The sequence below is a fragment of the Polaribacter sp. Z022 genome, from assembly GCF_023555495.1.
In the GTDB taxonomy this organism is placed as follows: Bacteria; Bacteroidota; Bacteroidia; order Flavobacteriales; family Flavobacteriaceae; genus Polaribacter.
This window is the reverse complement of record NZ_JALCZO010000001.1, coordinates 438,520-456,270: the sequence shown is the minus strand read 5'-3', so window position 1 is coordinate 456,270 and position 17,751 is coordinate 438,520. Positions and strand designations below refer to the sequence as shown.

General features: G+C 28.8%; 18 protein-coding genes. 13 read left to right on the top strand and 5 right to left on the bottom strand.

The features are described from left to right. Positions 1 to 131: 131 nt before the first annotated feature. Positions 132 to 674 (bottom strand): pyridoxamine 5'-phosphate oxidase family protein, encoded by a 543-nt coding sequence (locus MPF13_RS02035; protein WP_249980644.1) that lies wholly within the window; start codon positions 672 to 674, stop codon positions 132 to 134. A 91-nt stretch (positions 675 to 765) separates the two neighbouring features. Here MPF13_RS02035 and MPF13_RS02030 point away from each other — a divergent pair, with 91 nt between their 5' ends. Both MPF13_RS02030 and MPF13_RS02025 read left to right on the top strand, forming a co-directional pair. Further along, complete coding sequence (locus MPF13_RS02030; protein ID WP_249980643.1) at positions 766 to 2,241, top strand: Na+/H+ antiporter NhaC family protein; 1,476 nt, start codon at positions 766 to 768, stop codon at positions 2,239 to 2,241. Between the two features lie 9 nt (positions 2,242 to 2,250). Beyond that, on the top strand, positions 2,251 to 2,739 hold the full coding sequence (locus tag MPF13_RS02025; RefSeq protein ID WP_249980642.1) for a hypothetical protein: 489 nt from the start codon (positions 2,251 to 2,253) through the stop codon (positions 2,737 to 2,739). A 1-nt stretch (position 2,740) separates the two neighbouring features. Here MPF13_RS02025 and MPF13_RS02020 read toward each other — a convergent pair whose 3' ends face one another. The 3 genes from MPF13_RS02020 to pheS are packed head-to-tail and all read right to left on the bottom strand — an operon-like array spanning position 2,741 to position 4,447. Then, positions 2,741 to 3,136, bottom strand: a complete 396-nt coding sequence (locus MPF13_RS02020) for a hypothetical protein (protein ID WP_249980641.1) — start codon at positions 3,134 to 3,136, stop codon at positions 2,741 to 2,743. Positions 3,137 to 3,167: 31 nt separating this feature from the next. After that, positions 3,168 to 3,428: a hypothetical protein gene (locus MPF13_RS02015; RefSeq protein ID WP_249980640.1), complete on the bottom strand. Its 261-nt coding sequence runs from the start codon at positions 3,426 to 3,428 to the stop codon at positions 3,168 to 3,170. Then, positions 3,428 to 4,447 carry a phenylalanine--tRNA ligase subunit alpha gene (gene pheS / locus MPF13_RS02010; RefSeq protein WP_249980639.1) on the bottom strand — a complete coding sequence of 340 codons (1,020 nt, stop codon included), beginning with the start codon at positions 4,445 to 4,447 and terminating at the stop codon, positions 3,428 to 3,430. Before pheS ends, MPF13_RS02015 begins: the two co-directional genes overlap by 1 nt. A 196-nt stretch (positions 4,448 to 4,643) precedes the next feature. Between pheS and gdhA the strand changes: the two genes are divergently transcribed. The 4 genes from gdhA (at position 4,644) to MPF13_RS01990 (ending at position 8,249) form a co-directional block, all read left to right on the top strand. Further along, the gene (gene gdhA, locus MPF13_RS02005) at positions 4,644 to 5,999 is read left to right on the top strand and encodes an NADP-specific glutamate dehydrogenase (protein WP_249980638.1); all 1,356 of its coding nucleotides are present in this window, start codon (positions 4,644 to 4,646) and stop codon (positions 5,997 to 5,999) included. 107 nt (positions 6,000 to 6,106) lie between these two features. Beyond that, the gene (locus tag MPF13_RS02000) at positions 6,107 to 6,727 is read left to right on the top strand and encodes a LysE family transporter (RefSeq protein WP_249980637.1); all 621 of its coding nucleotides are present in this window, start codon (positions 6,107 to 6,109) and stop codon (positions 6,725 to 6,727) included. Positions 6,728 to 6,785: 58 nt separating this feature from the next. Next, complete coding sequence (locus tag MPF13_RS01995) at positions 6,786 to 7,397, top strand: LysE family transporter (RefSeq protein WP_249980636.1); 612 nt, start codon at positions 6,786 to 6,788, stop codon at positions 7,395 to 7,397. A gap of 9 nt (positions 7,398 to 7,406) precedes the next feature. Continuing rightward, a complete protein-coding gene (locus MPF13_RS01990) occupies positions 7,407 to 8,249 on the top strand; it encodes an alpha/beta hydrolase family protein (protein ID WP_249980635.1) in 843 nt (280 codons plus the stop codon). Here the strand turns inward: MPF13_RS01990 and MPF13_RS01985 are convergent. Beyond that, on the bottom strand, positions 8,238 to 11,345 hold the full coding sequence (locus MPF13_RS01985) for a BspA family leucine-rich repeat surface protein (protein ID WP_249980634.1): 3,108 nt from the start codon (positions 11,343 to 11,345) through the stop codon (positions 8,238 to 8,240). The two genes, MPF13_RS01990 and MPF13_RS01985, sit on opposite strands and share 12 nt — an antisense overlap. An 83-nt stretch (positions 11,346 to 11,428) precedes the next feature. Between MPF13_RS01985 and dinB the strand changes: the two genes are divergently transcribed. The 7 genes from dinB to MPF13_RS01950 all read left to right on the top strand — a co-directional run bounded on the left by dinB (position 11,429) and on the right by MPF13_RS01950 (position 17,743). After that, complete coding sequence (dinB, locus tag MPF13_RS01980; protein WP_349666016.1) at positions 11,429 to 12,520, top strand: DNA polymerase IV; 1,092 nt, start codon at positions 11,429 to 11,431, stop codon at positions 12,518 to 12,520. Next, a complete protein-coding gene (locus MPF13_RS01975) occupies positions 12,504 to 12,953 on the top strand; it encodes a GNAT family N-acetyltransferase (RefSeq protein WP_249980995.1) in 450 nt (149 codons plus the stop codon). The genes dinB and MPF13_RS01975 overlap by 17 nt, the downstream gene beginning before the upstream one ends. Then, entirely contained in the window at positions 12,954 to 14,066 is a 1,113-nt protein-coding gene (locus tag MPF13_RS01970) for an NAD(P)/FAD-dependent oxidoreductase (protein ID WP_249980633.1), read from the top strand. After that, positions 14,048 to 14,569 carry a YceI family protein gene (locus tag MPF13_RS01965; protein WP_249980632.1) on the top strand — a complete coding sequence of 174 codons (522 nt, stop codon included), beginning with the start codon at positions 14,048 to 14,050 and terminating at the stop codon, positions 14,567 to 14,569. The genes MPF13_RS01970 and MPF13_RS01965 overlap by 19 nt, the downstream gene beginning before the upstream one ends. 3 nt (positions 14,570 to 14,572) lie before the next feature. Continuing rightward, positions 14,573 to 15,031: a 3-oxoacyl-ACP synthase gene (locus tag MPF13_RS01960; protein WP_249980631.1), complete on the top strand. Its 459-nt coding sequence runs from the start codon at positions 14,573 to 14,575 to the stop codon at positions 15,029 to 15,031. Between the two features lie 15 nt (positions 15,032 to 15,046). After that, on the top strand, positions 15,047 to 15,664 hold the full coding sequence (locus tag MPF13_RS01955; RefSeq protein ID WP_249980630.1) for a DUF6973 domain-containing protein: 618 nt from the start codon (positions 15,047 to 15,049) through the stop codon (positions 15,662 to 15,664). 216 nt (positions 15,665 to 15,880) lie between these two features. Then, on the top strand, positions 15,881 to 17,743 hold the full coding sequence (locus tag MPF13_RS01950; RefSeq protein ID WP_249980629.1) for an SLC13 family permease: 1,863 nt from the start codon (positions 15,881 to 15,883) through the stop codon (positions 17,741 to 17,743). The last annotated feature ends 8 nt before the right edge of the window (positions 17,744 to 17,751 follow it).

Here is a 17,751-nt window from a genome sequence, read left to right as displayed (position 1 = left end):
TTTAATTTTTGTCAGGTTGAGCGCAGTCGAAACCTAAATAATAACCTCTCGAGAACTGCGTTCGATACTTTCATTTAAAAACTATTTTAAACTCTGTAATGCTCGAGGAGACATTTTTGTTAAAGAAAAAATTAATCTAATATATTTGTAGGTAAACCATCAATACTTGTTTGGTTTTTTTCTTCCCAATATTTAGAAATTCCTTCTTTTCCTTGTTCTGTAGCCCAATCATTTAATTCGTTTCTTTCGCCTTTATATTCATAAAAAGGAATAGACATTCCACAAGAAGTTTGAGCAGATTCTATTGTAATATCAAATATTTGACGTGTTCCTGGTGTTTCTGGAAACAATGTTATTAATTCATTCCAAGTGTCATCACCTTCTTTTATTTCTTTACCTTTTCCATATAAGCGTAAAATATTTGGTGCACCTTCAAAAGAACAAAACATCATGGTAATTCTATTGTTTTCTAACAAATGAGCAGCAGTTTCATTTCCACTTCCTGTTACATTTAACCACAACACTCGGTTTTCATCTATAACTCTAAAGGAATCCATTCCTTTTGGTGATAAATTTATGCGTCCAGAAACAGGAGCAGTTGCTACAAAGAAAATTTTTTGAACTTCGATAAACTTTTGAAGTCTTGAGGTAAGTTTTGTGTAAAATTTTGACATTATCGTAATAAATTGGTGACCAATTTACAAAATTACAATTGATAATGTGTGTTAATAATTGTTACCTTTAGGCAAAATAAAATCTCTTTTTATGGAATATGGATTTCTTTCAGTTTTACCACCAATTATCGCCATTATTTTAGCATTAAGAACCAAGCAAGTATATATTGCTTTGTTGTTTGGTATTTGGTTTTCTTGGTTAATAATAAAAGGTTGGAATCCTATTGACGGAACTTTAGCAATGATTGAAGGAATGGTAAACGTTTTTCAATCTAAAGGAAATACTAGAACCATAATGTTTAGTGCTTTGGTGGGTGCCTTGTTAATTTTTATTCAGTTTTCTAGAGGTGTAGAAGGTTTTATAAATATCATCAATAAAAAATTGGTAAAACTTGAAGGAAAAAAATCTGGATATAGCAGAGTTATGGTGCAGGTTTTGGCAACATTTACAGGACTTTTATTATTTGTAGAAACAAGTATTAGTTCTTTAACAGTTGGAACTTTATATCGTCCAATTTTTGATAAATTAGGAATTCCTAGAGAAAAATTAGCTTATATAGCAGATTCTAGTTCTGCACCATCTTCTATTTTAATTCCTTTTAATGCTTGGGGAGCTTTTATTATGGGGTTGTTATTAACTCAAGGAATAGACAAACCATTTTCGGTAATGATTTCTTCTATTGTGTATAATTTTTATCCATTATTAGCAATTGCTATTTTGTTTTTTATCATACTTTTTAAGAAGGATTTTGGTCCGATGAAAAAGGCAGAAATTAGAACTAAAGAAACAGGTTTGTTAATGAATGAGGGTTCTAAACCAATGATTTCTGATGAAATTACTTCTTTTCCTCCAAAAGAAGGAATTCAAGCGAAAGCGTATAATATGATTGTGCCACTTTTGGTAATGGTTTGTATGATGCCAATAAATTTAGCGTATACAGGTTGGTCTGCTGTAAAAGAATCAACATCATTTTTAAATCATGTACAACAAGCAATGGGTGAAGGATCTGGTTCTTCATCGGTTTTATATGCTGTAATTACATCGCTTTTAGTAGCAATGATTATGTATTTTGTACAAGGAATTATGAAACCAAAAGAAGCTGTAAATTTAACTTTAAAAGGAATTAGTGAGTTAATGCCTTTGGCTTTGTTAATGCTGTTAGCTTTTGCAATTGGTGATGCTTGTAAAGAATTAGAAACAGGTGTTTATGTTGCTAATGCAACTAAAGATTGGCTATCTCCAGAATTATTACCTGCAGTAGTTTTTATAATCAGTTCTTTTATTGCTTTTTCTACAGGAACTTCTTGGGGTACTTTTGCAATTATGTTGGCAATTTCTGTACCAATGGCTAATATTCATGGAGCAGATATTACTATTGTTGTGGCAGCAACTTTAGGTGGAGGTATTTTTGGAGATCATTGTTCGCCAATTTCTGATACTTCTATTATATCATCAATGTCTTCTGCAAGTGATCATATAGACCATGTAAAAACACAACTACCCTATGCTTTAGTTGGTGGTGTAATTACTGTTTTATTGTATTTAGTTATTGGATTTTTAGGGTAATAAAGTAGAATGAAAGATAAAAATATTCTTAAAAAAACAAGTAAATCAATTTCTGTTGGAGCAGACCAAGTTTTTGAACAATTTAAAAGTGGAATTTCAAAAATAGGAGATATTGGTACAAGCACAAAAGATAAATTTATAAACTACGTTAAAGATGTTTTTAATGTTTTACCTTTTTTAGAAAAGGCAGGTTTTAAAACCAACAGATTAATTGTTGGAGTTTCTGTCCCACCATCAATAGAAATACATTTTAGTAGATTTAAAGAAGTATCAAAAGAAGAAATTGAAACTATGTATGAAGAATACAAAGACAAGAAAATGTTTAAACTAATTTTAAAATCATTATTAGTTGCTAATGATTTTCAGTCTAAATTATCTACAGATAATTTACTATTTACTGAAACATGTATAGAAATTTCAATTCCACCAAAAGTGAGTATTAAATACTTAAATAAAGATATTGCAAATATAAATAGGCTTGAAGCTGATTTTGATTAACCTAACTAGCTAAAATTCCACGTTTTTTAATTTCATCAATCATTCTTAAGCCACCTTCTTTAATCGTATTTTCTTTAAACATATATGTTTTTTCATACAAAGTATTACCTTCAAAGAAAGTAACTTGAAAACGATTATTTAACTTAAATAATTCTGGTTGAATTAACTCTATTTTAGCAAAAGAATTTGCTGGTAGTTTGTCTAATTTTTTACGAAATAAAGAAGATATTTTGGTGTCAGAAAATCCTTGTGTAACAATAACCATCATTTCTAAATCAACATTTTTGTTGTTGATAATGTACACGTTCCAATCATCAGTTTTATAAATATCATTGTATTCATAAACAACTGCCATTTCTACACCTGTTACTTCTGGTATTTGGATGTCTTTTTTCATGTAGGTAGAAAACTTGTTTTAGAATTTTAAATTAAGACCAAAGTTTATAGAACTCTTCTTTGGTAATCTCTAAACCATCACAATCATCAATAGTTAGTGTTTGATCACATAAACCACCAAATTCATCTTCAAGTTTATCATCACTATATTTTACAATTTTTCCGTTTTTATAAACTGTAATTTGTTTTAAAACCTCATCAGTATCATTAGTTTCAAAATACCAAGTTGAGGTTCCCCAACTTGCATATTCATCATCTCTATTTTCGTCCCAAAACTGTGAAAAGTAGTTCATTATATAACCGATTTAAATTGCTCTAAGAAACGTTTATCGTTTTCATAAAACATTCTAATATCGGGTATTTGATATAATAACATTGCAATACGTTCTATACCCATTCCAAATGCGTAACCAGAATATTTAGTAGGATCTATGTTTGCGTTTTTTAACACATTAGGATCTACCATACCACAACCCATAATTTCTAACCAACCAGTACCTTTTGTAATTCTGTAATCAGTTTCAGTTTCTAATCCCCAATAAATATCTACTTCTGCACTTGGCTCTGTAAAAGGGAAATAAGATGGACGTAAACGAATTTTAGATTTACCAAACATTTCTTTTGTAAAGTATAAAAGCGTTTGTTTTAAATCAGCAAAAGAAACATCAGTATCTATATACAAACCTTCTACTTGATGAAAAATACAGTGTGCTCTTGCAGAAATATCTTCGTTTCTAAAAACTCTACCAGGAGAAATAGTTCTAATAGGAGGTTGATTTTCTTCCATGTAACGTACTTGCACAGAAGAAGTATGTGTTCTTAATAAAATATCTGGATTTTGCTCAATAAAGAACGTGTCTTGCATGTCTCTTGCAGGATGATATTCTGGTAAGTTTAAAGCAGTAAAATTATGCCAATCATCTTCTATTTCTGGACCTTCAGAAACTGTAAAACCAATTCTGTTAAAAACTTCAATAATTTGATTTTTTACCAATGAAATTGGATGACGAGAACCTAAGTTAATTGGTTCTGCAGGTCTAGTTAAATCTCCATAAAAACCTTTTTCTTCAACAGAATTTTCTAAAGCTTCATTTAACTCTACAACTTTACCTTCTGCAGACTTTTTTAAATTGTTTAATGCTTGCCCAAAATCTTTACGCATTGCAGCATCAACATTTTTAAATTCTGCAAATAAGTCTTTTAATAAACCTTTGCTTCCTAAGTATTTAATTCTAAAAGTTTCAACTTCTTCTTTAGTTGTAGCATTAAATGCTTTTACATCACCAATAAGTTCTTTTACCTTGTCTAACATTTTCGAGGATAATTAAGGCGCAAATTTACTCTTTTTTAAAGAGTTTTAGAACGTATTTATTAAGAAAACCTTAATTGTAACCGAAATCGATTGAAATAAGGGATTATAGAATAATTATTTTTATTATTTTAATATTGTGATATTGAAAATTTAGTATCTTTGCGCAGTTAAATTTTTATTAATATCATAAAAAAACATGGGTAATAATATCAAATCTAAAATTGACGGATTCATGGAGTTGGTAAAACAACGTAATGGACATGAGCCAGAATTTTTACAAGCAGTTCACGAAGTAGCAGAAACTGTAATTCCTTATATCATTAAAAATGATATTTATTTTGGTAAAAACATTCTTTTAAGGATGGTAGAACCAGAAAGGCAGATATCTTTTAGAGTTACTTGGGTAGATGATAAAGGAGAAATACAGGTAAATAGAGGTTATAGAATTCAAATGAATTCTGCAATTGGTCCTTATAAAGGAGGTTTACGTTTTCATCCATCAGTAAATGCTAGTATTTTAAAGTTTTTAGCTTTTGAACAAGTGTTTAAAAACTCTTTAACAACTTTACCTATGGGTGGAGGAAAAGGAGGTTCTGACTTTGATCCTAAAGGAAAATCGGATAATGAAATTATGCGTTTTTGTCATGCTTTTATGAGTGAATTGTTTAGACATATTGGTCATAATACAGATGTTCCTGCTGGAGATATAGGTGTTGGTGCAAGAGAAATTGGTTTTATGTTTGGTATGTACAAAAAACTAAAAACTACTTTTACTGGTGTTTTAACTGGTAAAGGAGCTTCTTGGGGAGGTTCTTTAATTAGACCTGAAGCAACAGGATATGGAAATGTATATTTTGCTCAAAATATGTTAAAAGTTAATAACGATTCTTTTGAAGGAAAAAAAGTTGTTATTTCTGGTTCTGGTAATGTAGCACAATATGCTGCAGAAAAATGTTTAGAATTAGGCGCAACTGTTTTAACTTTATCAGATTCTGGTGGTTATATTTATGATTCTGAAGGAATTGATACAGAAAAATTACAGTTTGTAATGGATCTTAAAAACAATAAAAGAGGAAGAATTAGTGAATATGTAGAAAAATATCCGAATGCTGAATTTGTTGCAGGAAAAAGACCTTGGTCTGTTGCTTGTGATGTTGCTTTGCCATGTGCAACTCAAAATGAGTTAAATGGTGAAGAAGCTAAAGAATTGGTTAAAAACGGATGTATGTGTGTTTCTGAAGGTGCAAATATGCCTTCTACACCAGAAGCAATTCAAGAATTTCAAAAAGCAAAAATCTTATTTGCTCCAGGAAAAGCATCTAATGCAGGTGGTGTAGCTACTTCTGGGTTAGAAATGAGTCAGAATTCATTACGTTTAAGTTGGTCTCGTAAAGAGGTAGATGAAAAACTAAAAGATATTATGGAAGATATTCATGATTCTTGTGTACAATATGGAAAACAAGAAGATGGATCTATAGATTATATTTCGGGTGCAAATATTGCTGGTTTTGTTAAAGTAGCAGATGCAATGTTAGCACAAGGAGTTGTTTAGTAATTAATTTTTTTAAGTTAAAGGTTATAAAACGCATCAATTTATTTGATGCGTTTTTTTGTACACTTAATTTTAAAAACTAATCTTTACCAAAAGAATTTTTATTAATGACCATAATTTTACTTTTTTTCTTTGGTTTTATATTCTCATTCATTGGTTCTATAACACCAAGTATGCTAAATATGACTGCTATAAAAGTAAGTTTAGATAAAGGTAGAAAAGCCGCAAATAATTATGCTTTAGGAGTTTCTATAATTGTTTTTATACAGGTTGTAGTTGCAGTAATATTAACAAAGTATATTTTAAACAACCCTACTATTATAGAAACTTTAGAAAAATTTGGAATTGTAATTTTTAGCTTTTTGTCTTATTATTTTTATAGAGAATCAAAGAAAGGAAAGGTAAATATTAATACAGAAAAATTAAAAAAAGAAAATGCTTTTTTAACTGGAGTAATATTATCGGTTTTAAACATGTTTGCTGTTCCTTTTTATAGTGGTACAATTGTAACTTTAGATCTTTTTAAATTATTTAATTATGATTTTATACCAGTTATGTTTTTTACTTTAGGCTCTGTAATTGGGACCTTTTATATTCTTTTTTTATATGGAAAATTTGCTAAAATAATTCAACAAAAAACAGGAAAACTAACTAAAGACATTAATTTGGTTTTATCTATTTTAACTGGGTTTGTAGCTATTTTTACTTTGTTAAAATTTGTTTTTTAGTAAGTAGAAGTAATTCTATAAAATTAATAACGACACTATTAATAGTAAATAACTATTTATGATATCAATTTTTGTATTTGGTTTTGTGTTTTCATTTTTAGGGTATACACCTCCAAGTGTATTAAATATGACTGCTTTAAAAATTAAACTGAAAGAAGATAAAAGAGAGTTTAATAAATTTATAATAGGAGTTTTATTAGTTGTTTTTTTACAAGCTTATCTTTCTATTTATTTAACAAATTACCTTTCTAATAATCCTATTTTTTTAGAATTATTAAATAAAACAGGAATTATAGTTTTGTTCTTTTTATCATTTTATTTTTTTAAAAAGAATAAGAAAGAAAAACAAGAACAAGAAGTAAAACAAAATATTAAAAACTCTTTATTAACAGGAATAACTCTATCAATATTAAATATGTTTGCTATTCCTTTTTTTTCTGGTATAGTGCTATTGTTGGCTACCTATAATTTAATGAGTTTTGATACTATATCTGTTTTGTTTTTTGTTGTAGGCTCTGTATTTGGCACTTTTTTTATTCTAAATTTATATGGAAAATATGCATTTGTAATTCAGCAAAAAACAGGAAACTTAACAAATAATATCAATTTAATTTTATGTTTTATAACTGCAGGTTTTGGTTTGTTTACTTTACTTAAATTTGTAATATAAATTACAAAAATGAAAAAAGTTAAGAATTTTAGTATTGAAGGAAAACACCAAAAACCAATTGTAACAGATGTTTTTTATAAAGAAGATCATCAACCCAAAAAAGTAATTATTTTTTGTCATGGTTACAAAGGTTTTAAAGATTGGGGAGCTTGGAATTTAATGGCAGAAGATTTTGCAAAAGCAGGTTTTTTCTTTATAAAATTCAATTTTTCTCATAATGGAGGAACTCTAGAACAACCTATAGATTTTCCAGATTTAGATGCTTTTGGTAACAATAATTATTCTAAAGAATTAGATGACTTGGGTGCTGTTATAGATTGGATTTCGGCTAAAGAAAATTATAAAAATGAAGTTGATATAAATAATATTTCTATTATTGGACATAGTAGAGGTGGAGGAATTGTTCTTTTAAAATCTGCTGAAGACATTCGTGTAAAAAAGGTAATTACGTTAGCAGGTGTTTGTGATTTTGAAAAAAGAACAGCTACTGTTGGTGATTTAGACCAGTGGAAAAAAGAAGGTGTAAAATATGTTTTAAATGGAAGAACAAAACAAAATATGCCTCATTTTTATCAGTTTTATGAAGATTTTATTCAAAATAAAGAACGTCTAAATGTGCGAAAAGCAACAGAAAATTTAGAAATTCCTCACTTAATTATTCACGGAAATGCAGATACTTCTGTATTAATTAATGAAGCAGAAAGCTTAAAAGAATGGAATCTTAAAAGTGAATTTAAAATTATTGAAGGAGCTAACCATGTTTTTAATGTTTCTCATCCTTGGACAAAAAAATCAGTTTCTAAAGAGTTATTAGAAGTAATTGATGATTGTAAAACTTTCTTATTGAAGTAAAATTTTCTTAACATAAGACCCTTTGTTAGTTTTAATTTTAACGAAATAAACGCCGTTTTTTAAAGTAGATAAAGATATCTTTTGATGAGAAGTTTTATTGATAAAACTATTGTTATAAGCTTGTTTTCCTAACACACTATAAACTTTTATAGATATGTTTTCTAGTGGTAATCTATTTAGATTTAAGGTTTTGTTTTCAGATAAAAATACATCTATTAAGTTTAATGATTCATTTTCTAAACTTAAAGATTTAGAATTAAAACGCAGATAAAATCTATTAGCGTTATTACTGTTTTCACCTAATATAAGGTCAATATTTTTCCCTTTTTCTAGTTTAGTAATGGTGTTATTAAAAGTATCTTCTATAAATACATCTTTAGAGATATTGTTAAAATCAGCATTAAAAGATATTGTTGAACTACCAGAAATTCCAATAGGAATAATATGATCTTCTATAGTTTCTTTTGGTAAAGTTTGAATAGCTAGTTTTGTTGTATTAGAAGGACTATCAATTAATCTTGTATAAATATTTAAATTACTTCCACTAGGTAGTTGAGAGCTATCAAAACCGTTATCAAAACCGATTGTTTTATTATTATAGTAATAAATTTCTGTAGATTTTATTTCATTTTGTATGTTTTTAACTGTTAGTTTTATAGAGCTAATTTCATTGGTGTTTTTATAAAATACATCTGTAGATTGATGACTTTGCCAAGATTCATTCATATTAAAAGTTCCACTTCCAGAACCATCAACAAAAAAACTTTGGGCAGGAGCAACGTAAGTAGCTGCAGAAGCATTATTTATAGCAACATAATCATTTATAGTATTATCCCAAATCCACAAGGTTTCTTCACTTAATACCCCAGTATTATTAGTTAAAAGGTTGTTTGCATTTGCATTTGTATTTGCGGGCAAATAGGAAGGAAAAGGGTTTCCTACTAAATTAGAATTATCTATTGTTCCTGTGGCAACAGTAATACCAACATCTGCAGTTGGCATTGTACCTGTAAAAGTAACATCACTAGAGCTAGAAACCTGAGTTCCATAACCTTTACCTGCAATAAAACTTCCTGTAGAAGAAGGTGTATAAAAAATATAACCTGTGCCTAAAAATCCTAAAGCAGTACTATTATCGTAATAATATAAACCAACATTTCCATTTCCAGTTTGTAAACTATTGTTACTTATATAGTTTTCTATAGTTTCTCCACTTACTGGAGGAGATATTTGATACCATTTGTTTGCAACAGGAATATTTCTATTGTAAGTTAAATTTCCTGTTGAAGTTCCGTTAACAATTATAGAACCTCCAGAATTTATAGTTAAACCATCATTTGTGGTTAAATCTCCCTCAACAGTTAATCCTCCTTCTATGGTTAAAGTAGCTCCTGAGTTTATGGTTAAATTATCAACTGTTACCTCTGTACTTACATCAATTATTGGGTGATTAGTTACAGAAGGGATACTTATATCAATAGAACAATCTGGTGTATAACCATCTTGCCAATTAGAAGGGTCGTTCCAATCTGTATCAGTAGCTCCACTCCAAGTAAAACTGGTTAATTCACCTCCATCAGTAAAACTCCACCCATCAGAAGAAATCATATTTGCTTTAGCAGCAATTGCAGCAGCAGAACAGTATTTAGAATTACCACCATGAAAAGCTTCTCCTGGTTGTAAAGATTGAGCGTTCCAACCAATTAAAAGAGCATTGTAATTTGCAGGAGATAATGTTACGCTTCTAAACATGTTATTAAAGTTAGTAACTAAAGAAACATCCCACCCACTAAGATCTTGGTCAAAGGCAGTTGCACCTCTAAACATATTATTCATATTTGTAGCACTACTTGTATCCCATCCACCAATATCTTGATTAAAAGCAGTTGCACCTCTAAACATATTATTCATAACTGTTACTAAAGAAACATCCCATCCACTAATATCTTGATTAAAAGAAGTAGCATCATAAAACATTTGAGAAATATTAATAGCAGCAGTTGTATTCCACATACTAATATCTTGATTAAAAGAAGTAGCACCTCTAAACATTACTGAAAAATTATTAACACTAGAAGTTGTCCACCCACCAATATCTTGATTAAAAGAAGTAGCATCTCTAAACATGTTAGACATATTTGTTGCAGAAGAAGTAACCCAATCTACAATATTTCCATTAAATGGGGTTTCTCTAAACATGTCACTCATATTTGTAACACTTGTAACCACCCAACTATTTAAATCTTGATTAAAAGCTGCTGCTCCATAAAACATATTATCCATGTTTGTTACAGAAGAAACATCCCAACCATCAATATCTTGATTAAAAACTGTAGCATTATTAAACATATTAGACATGGTTGTTACAGAAGAAGTAACCCACATACTAAGATCTTGATTAAAAGCATTAGCGTTTCTAAATGTTGCAGACATATTGGCTACAGAAGAAGTATCCCACATGCTAAGGTCTTGGTTAAAAGCATTAGCACCACTAAATGTGTTTGATAAGTTTGTAATATTTGTAATATACCATCCACTAATGTCTTTATTAAAAACAGTAGCATCTCTAAACATTTGAGATAAGTTTGCAATAGAACTTACACTTAAGTCCCATGCCCAATTACCTGTTTCTGATGCTCCACCTATAGATGAAGCCCCATAAAACATTCTAGCTAAAGTAGATGTACTAGATAAGTCTGGTGTATCAGAAGCATTGTTAACTAAATTTGTACAACCTTCAAAAGCTCTTGCCATACTTGTCCAAGAATGATTAGAACCCCATTCTTCTATAGACTGAATTTTGTCTTTATCTCCAGTGTTATTAAAATATATTCTCCTAAAAGTACCTGTAATTGTTACTGTATAGGTACCTGCTGTTGCATAAGTATGACTTGCATTTCCCGTGTAAACTGTAGCATCTATAGGTTCTCCTACACCCCAATTTACTGTATAACTATACCCTCCACCAGAGGTGGGAATGGTTATTTGTTCACTTGCAGTTGTAGTAGCCCATGTGGTTACAAAGTTTTGAGTAAAACCAGAATAACAGACGTTTATAAACAAGAAAACTAATAAAATGTTTTTTCGGGTAAACATAGCGTTAGTTTTTACAAAACTAATTAAATTTTATTTACTTATACAAAACATAAAGTTAATATATATTGTAATTTTATAGTGAAGTGAGCGAAAACAAACAAAATAGAAAGATTATTCATGTAGATATGGATGCATATTATGCGTCTGTAGCTCAATTAGATAACCCAGAATTAAGAGGAAAACCAATTGCTGTTGGTGGAGGTGGAGATAGAGGTGTGGTATCTGCAGCTAGCTATGAAGCTCGTAAATTTGGAGTTAAATCTGCAATGAGTAATGTGTTGGCAAAACAAAAATGTCCACATTTAATTTTTGTGAATTCAGATTTTGCTCGTTATAAAGAATTGACCTCAATTATTAGAGAAATTTTTTATGACTATACAGATTTGGTAGAACCACTTTCTTTAGATGAAGCTTATTTAGACGTTACAGAAAACAAGAAGGCAAATCCATCTGCAAATGATATTGCAAGAGAAATTAGACAACGTATATATGAAGAAACAGGTTTAAGAGCTTCTGCAGGAATTTCTATTAATAAATTTATTGCAAAAGTTGCATCAGATATTAATAAACCTAATGGACAAAAAACGGTACATCCAGATGAGGTAATTCAATTTTTAGAAGAATTACCAGTCAATAAATTTTATGGAGTTGGTAAAGTTACTGCAGCTAAAATGTATAACTTAGGCATCTTTGTAGGTAATGATTTAAAGAAAAAATCTTTAGAAGAACTAACAAAACTATTTGGTAAATCTGGCGCACATTATTATAATATTGTTAGAGGTATTCACAATAGTCCAGTTAAGCCAAATAGAATTAGAAAATCTTTAGCTGCAGAACGTACTTTTTTTGAAAACATTTCTTCAGAAATTTTTATGCTAGAAAAATTAGAAAAAATAGCAGATGAATTAGAAAGAAGAATGATAAAATCTGACACAAAAGGAAAAACAATAACTTTAAAAATTAAATATTCAGATTTTACACAACAAACAAGAAGTAAAACAAAACCTTACTTTATGCAAACTAAAAAAGAGTTTTTTCCTGTTGTAAGAGAGTTGTTGTTTCAAGATAAATTGTTAAATTCAGTTCGTCTTTTGGGGCTTTCTTTTGGCAATTTAAACACCATAAAAAAAGAACCAGTTTGGATACAATTAAAATTAAATTTTGAAGATTACTAGAACCAATTCAGAAAATATAGACTTTATAAAATTAGTAAAAAAATTAGATGCTTATCTAAAAATTACGGATGGAGATGAACACGATTTTTACAATCAATATAACAATATTGATGTGTTAAAAAATGTTGTAGTTATTTATGTTAATGATGTTGCTGTGGGTTGTGGAGCTATAAAAAAGTTTAATGAAAGTTCTATGGAAGTAAAAAGAATGTTTGTTTCTATTGAAAATAGAGGACAAGGAATTGCAAAAAAAATAGTGTTAGAACTAGAAGTTTGGGCAAAAGAATTAGGCTATAAAAGTTGTGTTTTAGAAACAGGTAAAAGACAAATAGAAGCTGTAAATTTTTATCATAAATGTAACTATAAAGTGATTCCAAATTACGGGCAATATAAGGCAATGGATAACAGTATTTGTTTTGAAAAACAACTTTAAATGAATTATAGTTATTGGGAAATAAAAGAGTGGTTTTCTAACATAGATTTTACAATTGTTGGTAGTGGAATTGTAGGTTTAAACTGTGCGTTAGAACTAAAAAATAAATACCCAAAAGCTAAAATTATAATTCTAGAAAAAGGAATATTACCTCAAGGAGCAAGTACAAAAAATGCGGGTTTTGCTTGTTTTGGAAGTCTTTCTGAAATTATTGATGACTTAAATTCTCACTCAGAACAAGAAGTTTATAATTTAGTTGAAAAACGTTGGAAAGGATTACAACTTTTAAGAAATAATTTAGGAGATATTAATATTGATTTTCAGCAAGACAAAGGTTTTGAATTGTGTAATTCTGAAGTTTTTTTTGAAGAATGTATGGCTAAAAAAGAAGAAATAAATCAACTTTTAAAACCAATTTTTAAGGCAGATGTTTTTTCGGTTTCAGAAAACAAATTCAATTTTAAAAAAGTTCATTCTAAATACATTGTAAATAATTTTGAAGGTCAGATTGATACAGGTAAAATGATGTCAGAATTGTTGCATAAAGCTCAAAAGAATAACATAAAAATTTTAAATAATAGTGTTGTAGAAAGTTTTATAGAAAACACAAATAAAGTTGAAGTTAAAACAGATAAATTTACTTTTAAAACAGGTAAATTATTAATTGCAACCAATGGTTTTGCAAAGCAATTATTAAATGAAAAAGTTAAACCAGCAAGAGCACAAGTTGTCATTACAAAACCAATAAAAAACCTTCATATAAAAGGAACATTTCATTTAGAAAAAGGTTATTATTATTTTAGAAATATTGATGATAGAATTCTGTTTGGTGGAGGTAGAAATTTAGATTTTAAAACAGAAGAAACTACTAAATTTGGTCAGACAGAAATTATACAAACTCAATTAAAAACCATTTTAAAAGAAACCATTTTACCAAATATTAATTTTGAAATAGAACATTCTTGGAGTGGAATTATGGGTGTTGGAAATCAAAAAAAAGCCATTGTAAAACAAGTGTCAGAAAACGTTTTTTGTGGAGTACGTTTGGGTGGCATGGGAGTTGCAATAGGTAGTTTAATAGGAAAAGAATTAGCATGTTTAATAGATTCATAAAAAGTGTCTTTATATTTATTTTTAGTGTAGCAACTTGCTTTTCGCAAGAATATGTTCAAAACAAAAATGAAACAACGATAACTTTTAAAATAAAAAATTTTGGAGTTACAGTTGAGGGTTTATTTAAAGACATTAAATTTGATTGTAACTTCAACCCAAAGCAGTTAAAAAAAAGTTATTTAAATGCAGATATTAGTGTAAAATCGATATTCACTAAATCTAAAGCAATGAGAGATCATCTTATGAAATCAGATTTTTTTGATGTTGAAAAACACCCCAAAATTATCTTTAAATCTCAAGAAATAATTAAAAATAAAGAAGGAGTTTTTATCATAAAAGGAGACTTGAATATAAAAGGAATAAAAAAACATTTTGAAGTTCCTCTAACAATTAAAGAAATAGATAAAAAGTTAATAATTAAAGCGAATTTTACTTTAAATAGAAAAGATTTTAATGTTGGAGGCAGTAGTTTAGTACTTTCTAAAAAAGTAAATGTAATATGATTTATGTTGCAAAAAGAAATTAAAAAAGAGCTTTATAAACAATGTCAAAATTTTGTAAATAATCGTTTACAAACAGTTCAAGATATTATTTCATCAAACCAAAAAGCATTGCAATCAGAAACAAAAAGTTCTGCTGGAGATAAGCATGAAACTGGTAGAGCAATGTTACAGTTAGAAATGGAAAAAGCGGGTCAGCAACTTTTAGGAATAACTCAAATGAAAGAGGTTTTAGCTAAAATTGATGATTCTAAAAACTCAAATATTGCCCATTTAGGAAGTGTAATAGAAACAAATATTGCAAATTACTTCTTGTCTATTTCAGCAGGAAAATTAATATTTAACAATAAAATATTTTACGCCATTTCTGTCTCTTCACCTATAGGAAAACATCTTTTAGGGAAAACAATTTCAGATGTTTTTACTTTTAATGGTAATCAAGTTCAAATAAAAAGTATTCAATAAAACCATATCTTCAGTATGAAAAAAATGTTTCTTTTTTTAACATTAATACTTACATTTCAAACTTACTCTCAATCTAATTTAAAAAGCTTTTTTAAGCTTTCGGGTCCAAAAAGAACTTGGGTTTTATTCCATCCTTTTAAAGCAAAAAAAGCCTTACAAATTTCTAAAGAAACCAAGAGAGTGGCAGATTCTATTAAGAAATCTAATTTGTTAGATGGAGATGCTTCTGGAGGACAAGTAGATGCTTTTAGGCATGCTTATTGGATGGCAAGATTAACTCAAGAATTAGGAAAAAGAGCTGCACGTTCTTTAGGAAAAGCCCATGAAAGAGAAAATTACTTAACGTATAAAAAAAGCAAGTTAGAAGATGGTGTAATTCCTGATGAAATTTCATCAATAATGGATTTACATAATAATGAAGAAGGATTAAACCTTATTTCTAAAAAAAGTAAAGTTTCTAAAAACGGACTAATTTACAGAATCGTAAATGCTATAAAATCTGGTAAAATGAAAATCATAAAAAAAGATAAAAATGGAAATTTTTTAACTTGTGATGGAAAAATTATCAAAAATGAAGAACTTAGAGGTAAATGGAAGAATAATAAGTGTTTAGAAACCTCTAAAAAAGAATAAAAACAATCCTTATTAAATTTTTACAAAATAAGACTAGAAATAGTTGAATTTTCTTTTAAAATAAAGAGAAAACTTACGATAACGTATTCGCTCAACCTACATAGTACTTTAGAGAGATATATTTAATTGAGACCAGTAGTGGTAAGACTTTAAGTGATATTTGTCATAAAACTGCTATTTGGTATGTTTTTACATTTGTATACTTAAATAAACAACATGACTATTACATTTATTATTTTAGGAATTACCATTATTTTATTTGTATCAGGAAAAATAAGACCTGATATTGTTGCTGTTACTAGTATGATGGCATTAAGTATGACTGGAGTTTTAACAACCAAAGAAACTTTTTCTGGGTTTAGTAATTCTAGTATTATTTTAATTGCAGGTTTATTTATAGTTGGTGAGGCTATGAGTAGAACAGGACTTACCTCTTGGCTTGGAAATAAAATAATTACATTATCAAAAAATAATTCAAACAGGTTATTAATTTTAATAATCATTGGTTCAGCAGTTCTTTCTGCTTTTATGAGTAACACAGGTACAGTAGCATCGTTAATGCCAGTTATTATTGCTGCTGCTTGGAGGCTAAAAACATCTGCTTCAAAAATGCTAATTCCATTATCATTTGCAGCTGCTACAGGTGGGTTATTAACGTTAACAGGTACTCCAACTAATATTGTTACCAATCAAGCAATGATAGAAGGTGGTGTGCAAGAATTTGGATTTTTCGAATTCGCATACATTGGTGTTCCTCTATTAGTTTTAACTGTTATTTACATGAGGTATTTTGGTCAAAAATTATTACCAAATAACGAATCAAGAAAATTAGAAGATATAGATGAGTCAATTCAAAATATTGAAGATTCTTATCAATTATATGAAGGGTTTTGGAGAGTAAGAATTAGACCAAGTTCTTCTGCAATTGGTAAAACAATTAAGCAAATGCAATTAGGTTCTAGAATGGGAGTTAATATTATTAAAATTATTCCACATGAAAAGAAAGCTACTACAATTCTTAAAAAAGTTGGTTTAAAAAAGAGTGATCCAGATGAATTTCCAGATTTAGACAGAGAATTACATGCGCAAGATGAATTAATTGTAAACTGTAGTGAAAACAGAATTAATAGATTTATTCAAAAATATGATGTTGCTGCTACAAAACAAGAAGAAGTAGATGGAGATTTTATGAAAGAAAATGTACTTTCAGATGAGGTTGGTATTTGCGAAATGATTGTAGCTCCAAAATCTTCTTATAAAGGAAAACATATTAACACTGGTAGGTTTGGTGAAAAATACAACCTTCAAGTAATGGCTTTAAACAGACATAATAAGAGAATTAGAGGTAGAGAATTTGATTTACAAGAAGGAGATTCTTTATTAGTAAGAGCAAAATGGGAAGATATTAAAGCAATACAAGAAGAAAGTAGAGACTTCTTAATTATTGGTTCTCCAGAAGAATTATCTAAAGAAGTTGGAAAAATAACAAGAAAAGGTGTTATCTCTATTTTAGCAATGGTTTTTATGGTAACCATGTTTATTTGGGGGCCATTTTCATCTGCAATTACTGTTATACTTACTGCTTTTATAATGGTTATGGGAGGTTGTATAAATATGAACCAATCTTATAGAGCTATTAACTGGAATGTAATAATTATTATGGCAGGTATGATACCCATGGGTGTTGCATTACAAAAAACAGGAGGAGCTAAATATATTGCAGATTCTATGATATCATTATTAGGAGACATGCATCCAACTTATTTTTTAGCGGGTATATTTTTAATTACATCATTCTTAAGCCAAGTAATGAGTAATACAGCAACTGCTATTTTAATGGCTCCAATTGTTTTAGTAGCATCATTACAGTTAGGGTATTCTCCTCAACCATTTATGATGGCATTAGCAGTTTCTGCTTCAACAGCTTTTTTAACTCCATTTGGTACACCTACCAATACAATGGTTATGAATGCTGGTAATTATAAGTTTACAGATTATATGAAAAGTGGATCTATCTTACTACTAATATTTTTTATAGTAAGTGTAGTTTTAATACCAATTATATGGCCATATCATTAAAAATTTAA

Bases quoted from the DNA above. Each gene is read 5' to 3' on its own strand.
- MPF13_RS02035 (WP_249980644.1), bottom strand. From the start codon at position 674: ATGTCAAAATTTTACACAAAACTTACCTCAAGACTTCAAAAGTTTATC.
- MPF13_RS02030 (WP_249980643.1), top strand. From the start codon at position 766: ATGGAATATGGATTTCTTTCAGTTTTACCACCAATTATCGCCATTATT.
- MPF13_RS02025 (WP_249980642.1), top strand. From the start codon at position 2,251: ATGAAAGATAAAAATATTCTTAAAAAAACAAGTAAATCAATTTCTGTT.
- MPF13_RS02020 (WP_249980641.1), bottom strand. From the start codon at position 3,136: ATGAAAAAAGACATCCAAATACCAGAAGTAACAGGTGTAGAAATGGCA.
- MPF13_RS02015 (WP_249980640.1), bottom strand. From the start codon at position 3,428: ATGAACTACTTTTCACAGTTTTGGGACGAAAATAGAGATGATGAATAT.
- pheS (WP_249980639.1), bottom strand. From the start codon at position 4,447: ATGTTAGACAAGGTAAAAGAACTTATTGGTGATGTAAAAGCATTTAAT.
- gdhA (WP_249980638.1), top strand. From the start codon at position 4,644: ATGGGTAATAATATCAAATCTAAAATTGACGGATTCATGGAGTTGGTA.
- MPF13_RS02000 (WP_249980637.1), top strand. From the start codon at position 6,107: ATGACCATAATTTTACTTTTTTTCTTTGGTTTTATATTCTCATTCATT.
- MPF13_RS01995 (WP_249980636.1), top strand. From the start codon at position 6,786: ATGATATCAATTTTTGTATTTGGTTTTGTGTTTTCATTTTTAGGGTAT.
- MPF13_RS01990 (WP_249980635.1), top strand. From the start codon at position 7,407: ATGAAAAAAGTTAAGAATTTTAGTATTGAAGGAAAACACCAAAAACCA.
- MPF13_RS01985 (WP_249980634.1), bottom strand. From the start codon at position 11,345: ATGTTTACCCGAAAAAACATTTTATTAGTTTTCTTGTTTATAAACGTC.
- MPF13_RS01970 (WP_249980633.1), top strand. From the start codon at position 12,954: ATGAATTATAGTTATTGGGAAATAAAAGAGTGGTTTTCTAACATAGAT.
- MPF13_RS01965 (WP_249980632.1), top strand. From the start codon at position 14,048: ATGTTTAATAGATTCATAAAAAGTGTCTTTATATTTATTTTTAGTGTA.
- MPF13_RS01960 (WP_249980631.1), top strand. From the start codon at position 14,573: ATGTTGCAAAAAGAAATTAAAAAAGAGCTTTATAAACAATGTCAAAAT.
- MPF13_RS01955 (WP_249980630.1), top strand. From the start codon at position 15,047: ATGAAAAAAATGTTTCTTTTTTTAACATTAATACTTACATTTCAAACT.
- MPF13_RS01950 (WP_249980629.1), top strand. From the start codon at position 15,881: ATGACTATTACATTTATTATTTTAGGAATTACCATTATTTTATTTGTA.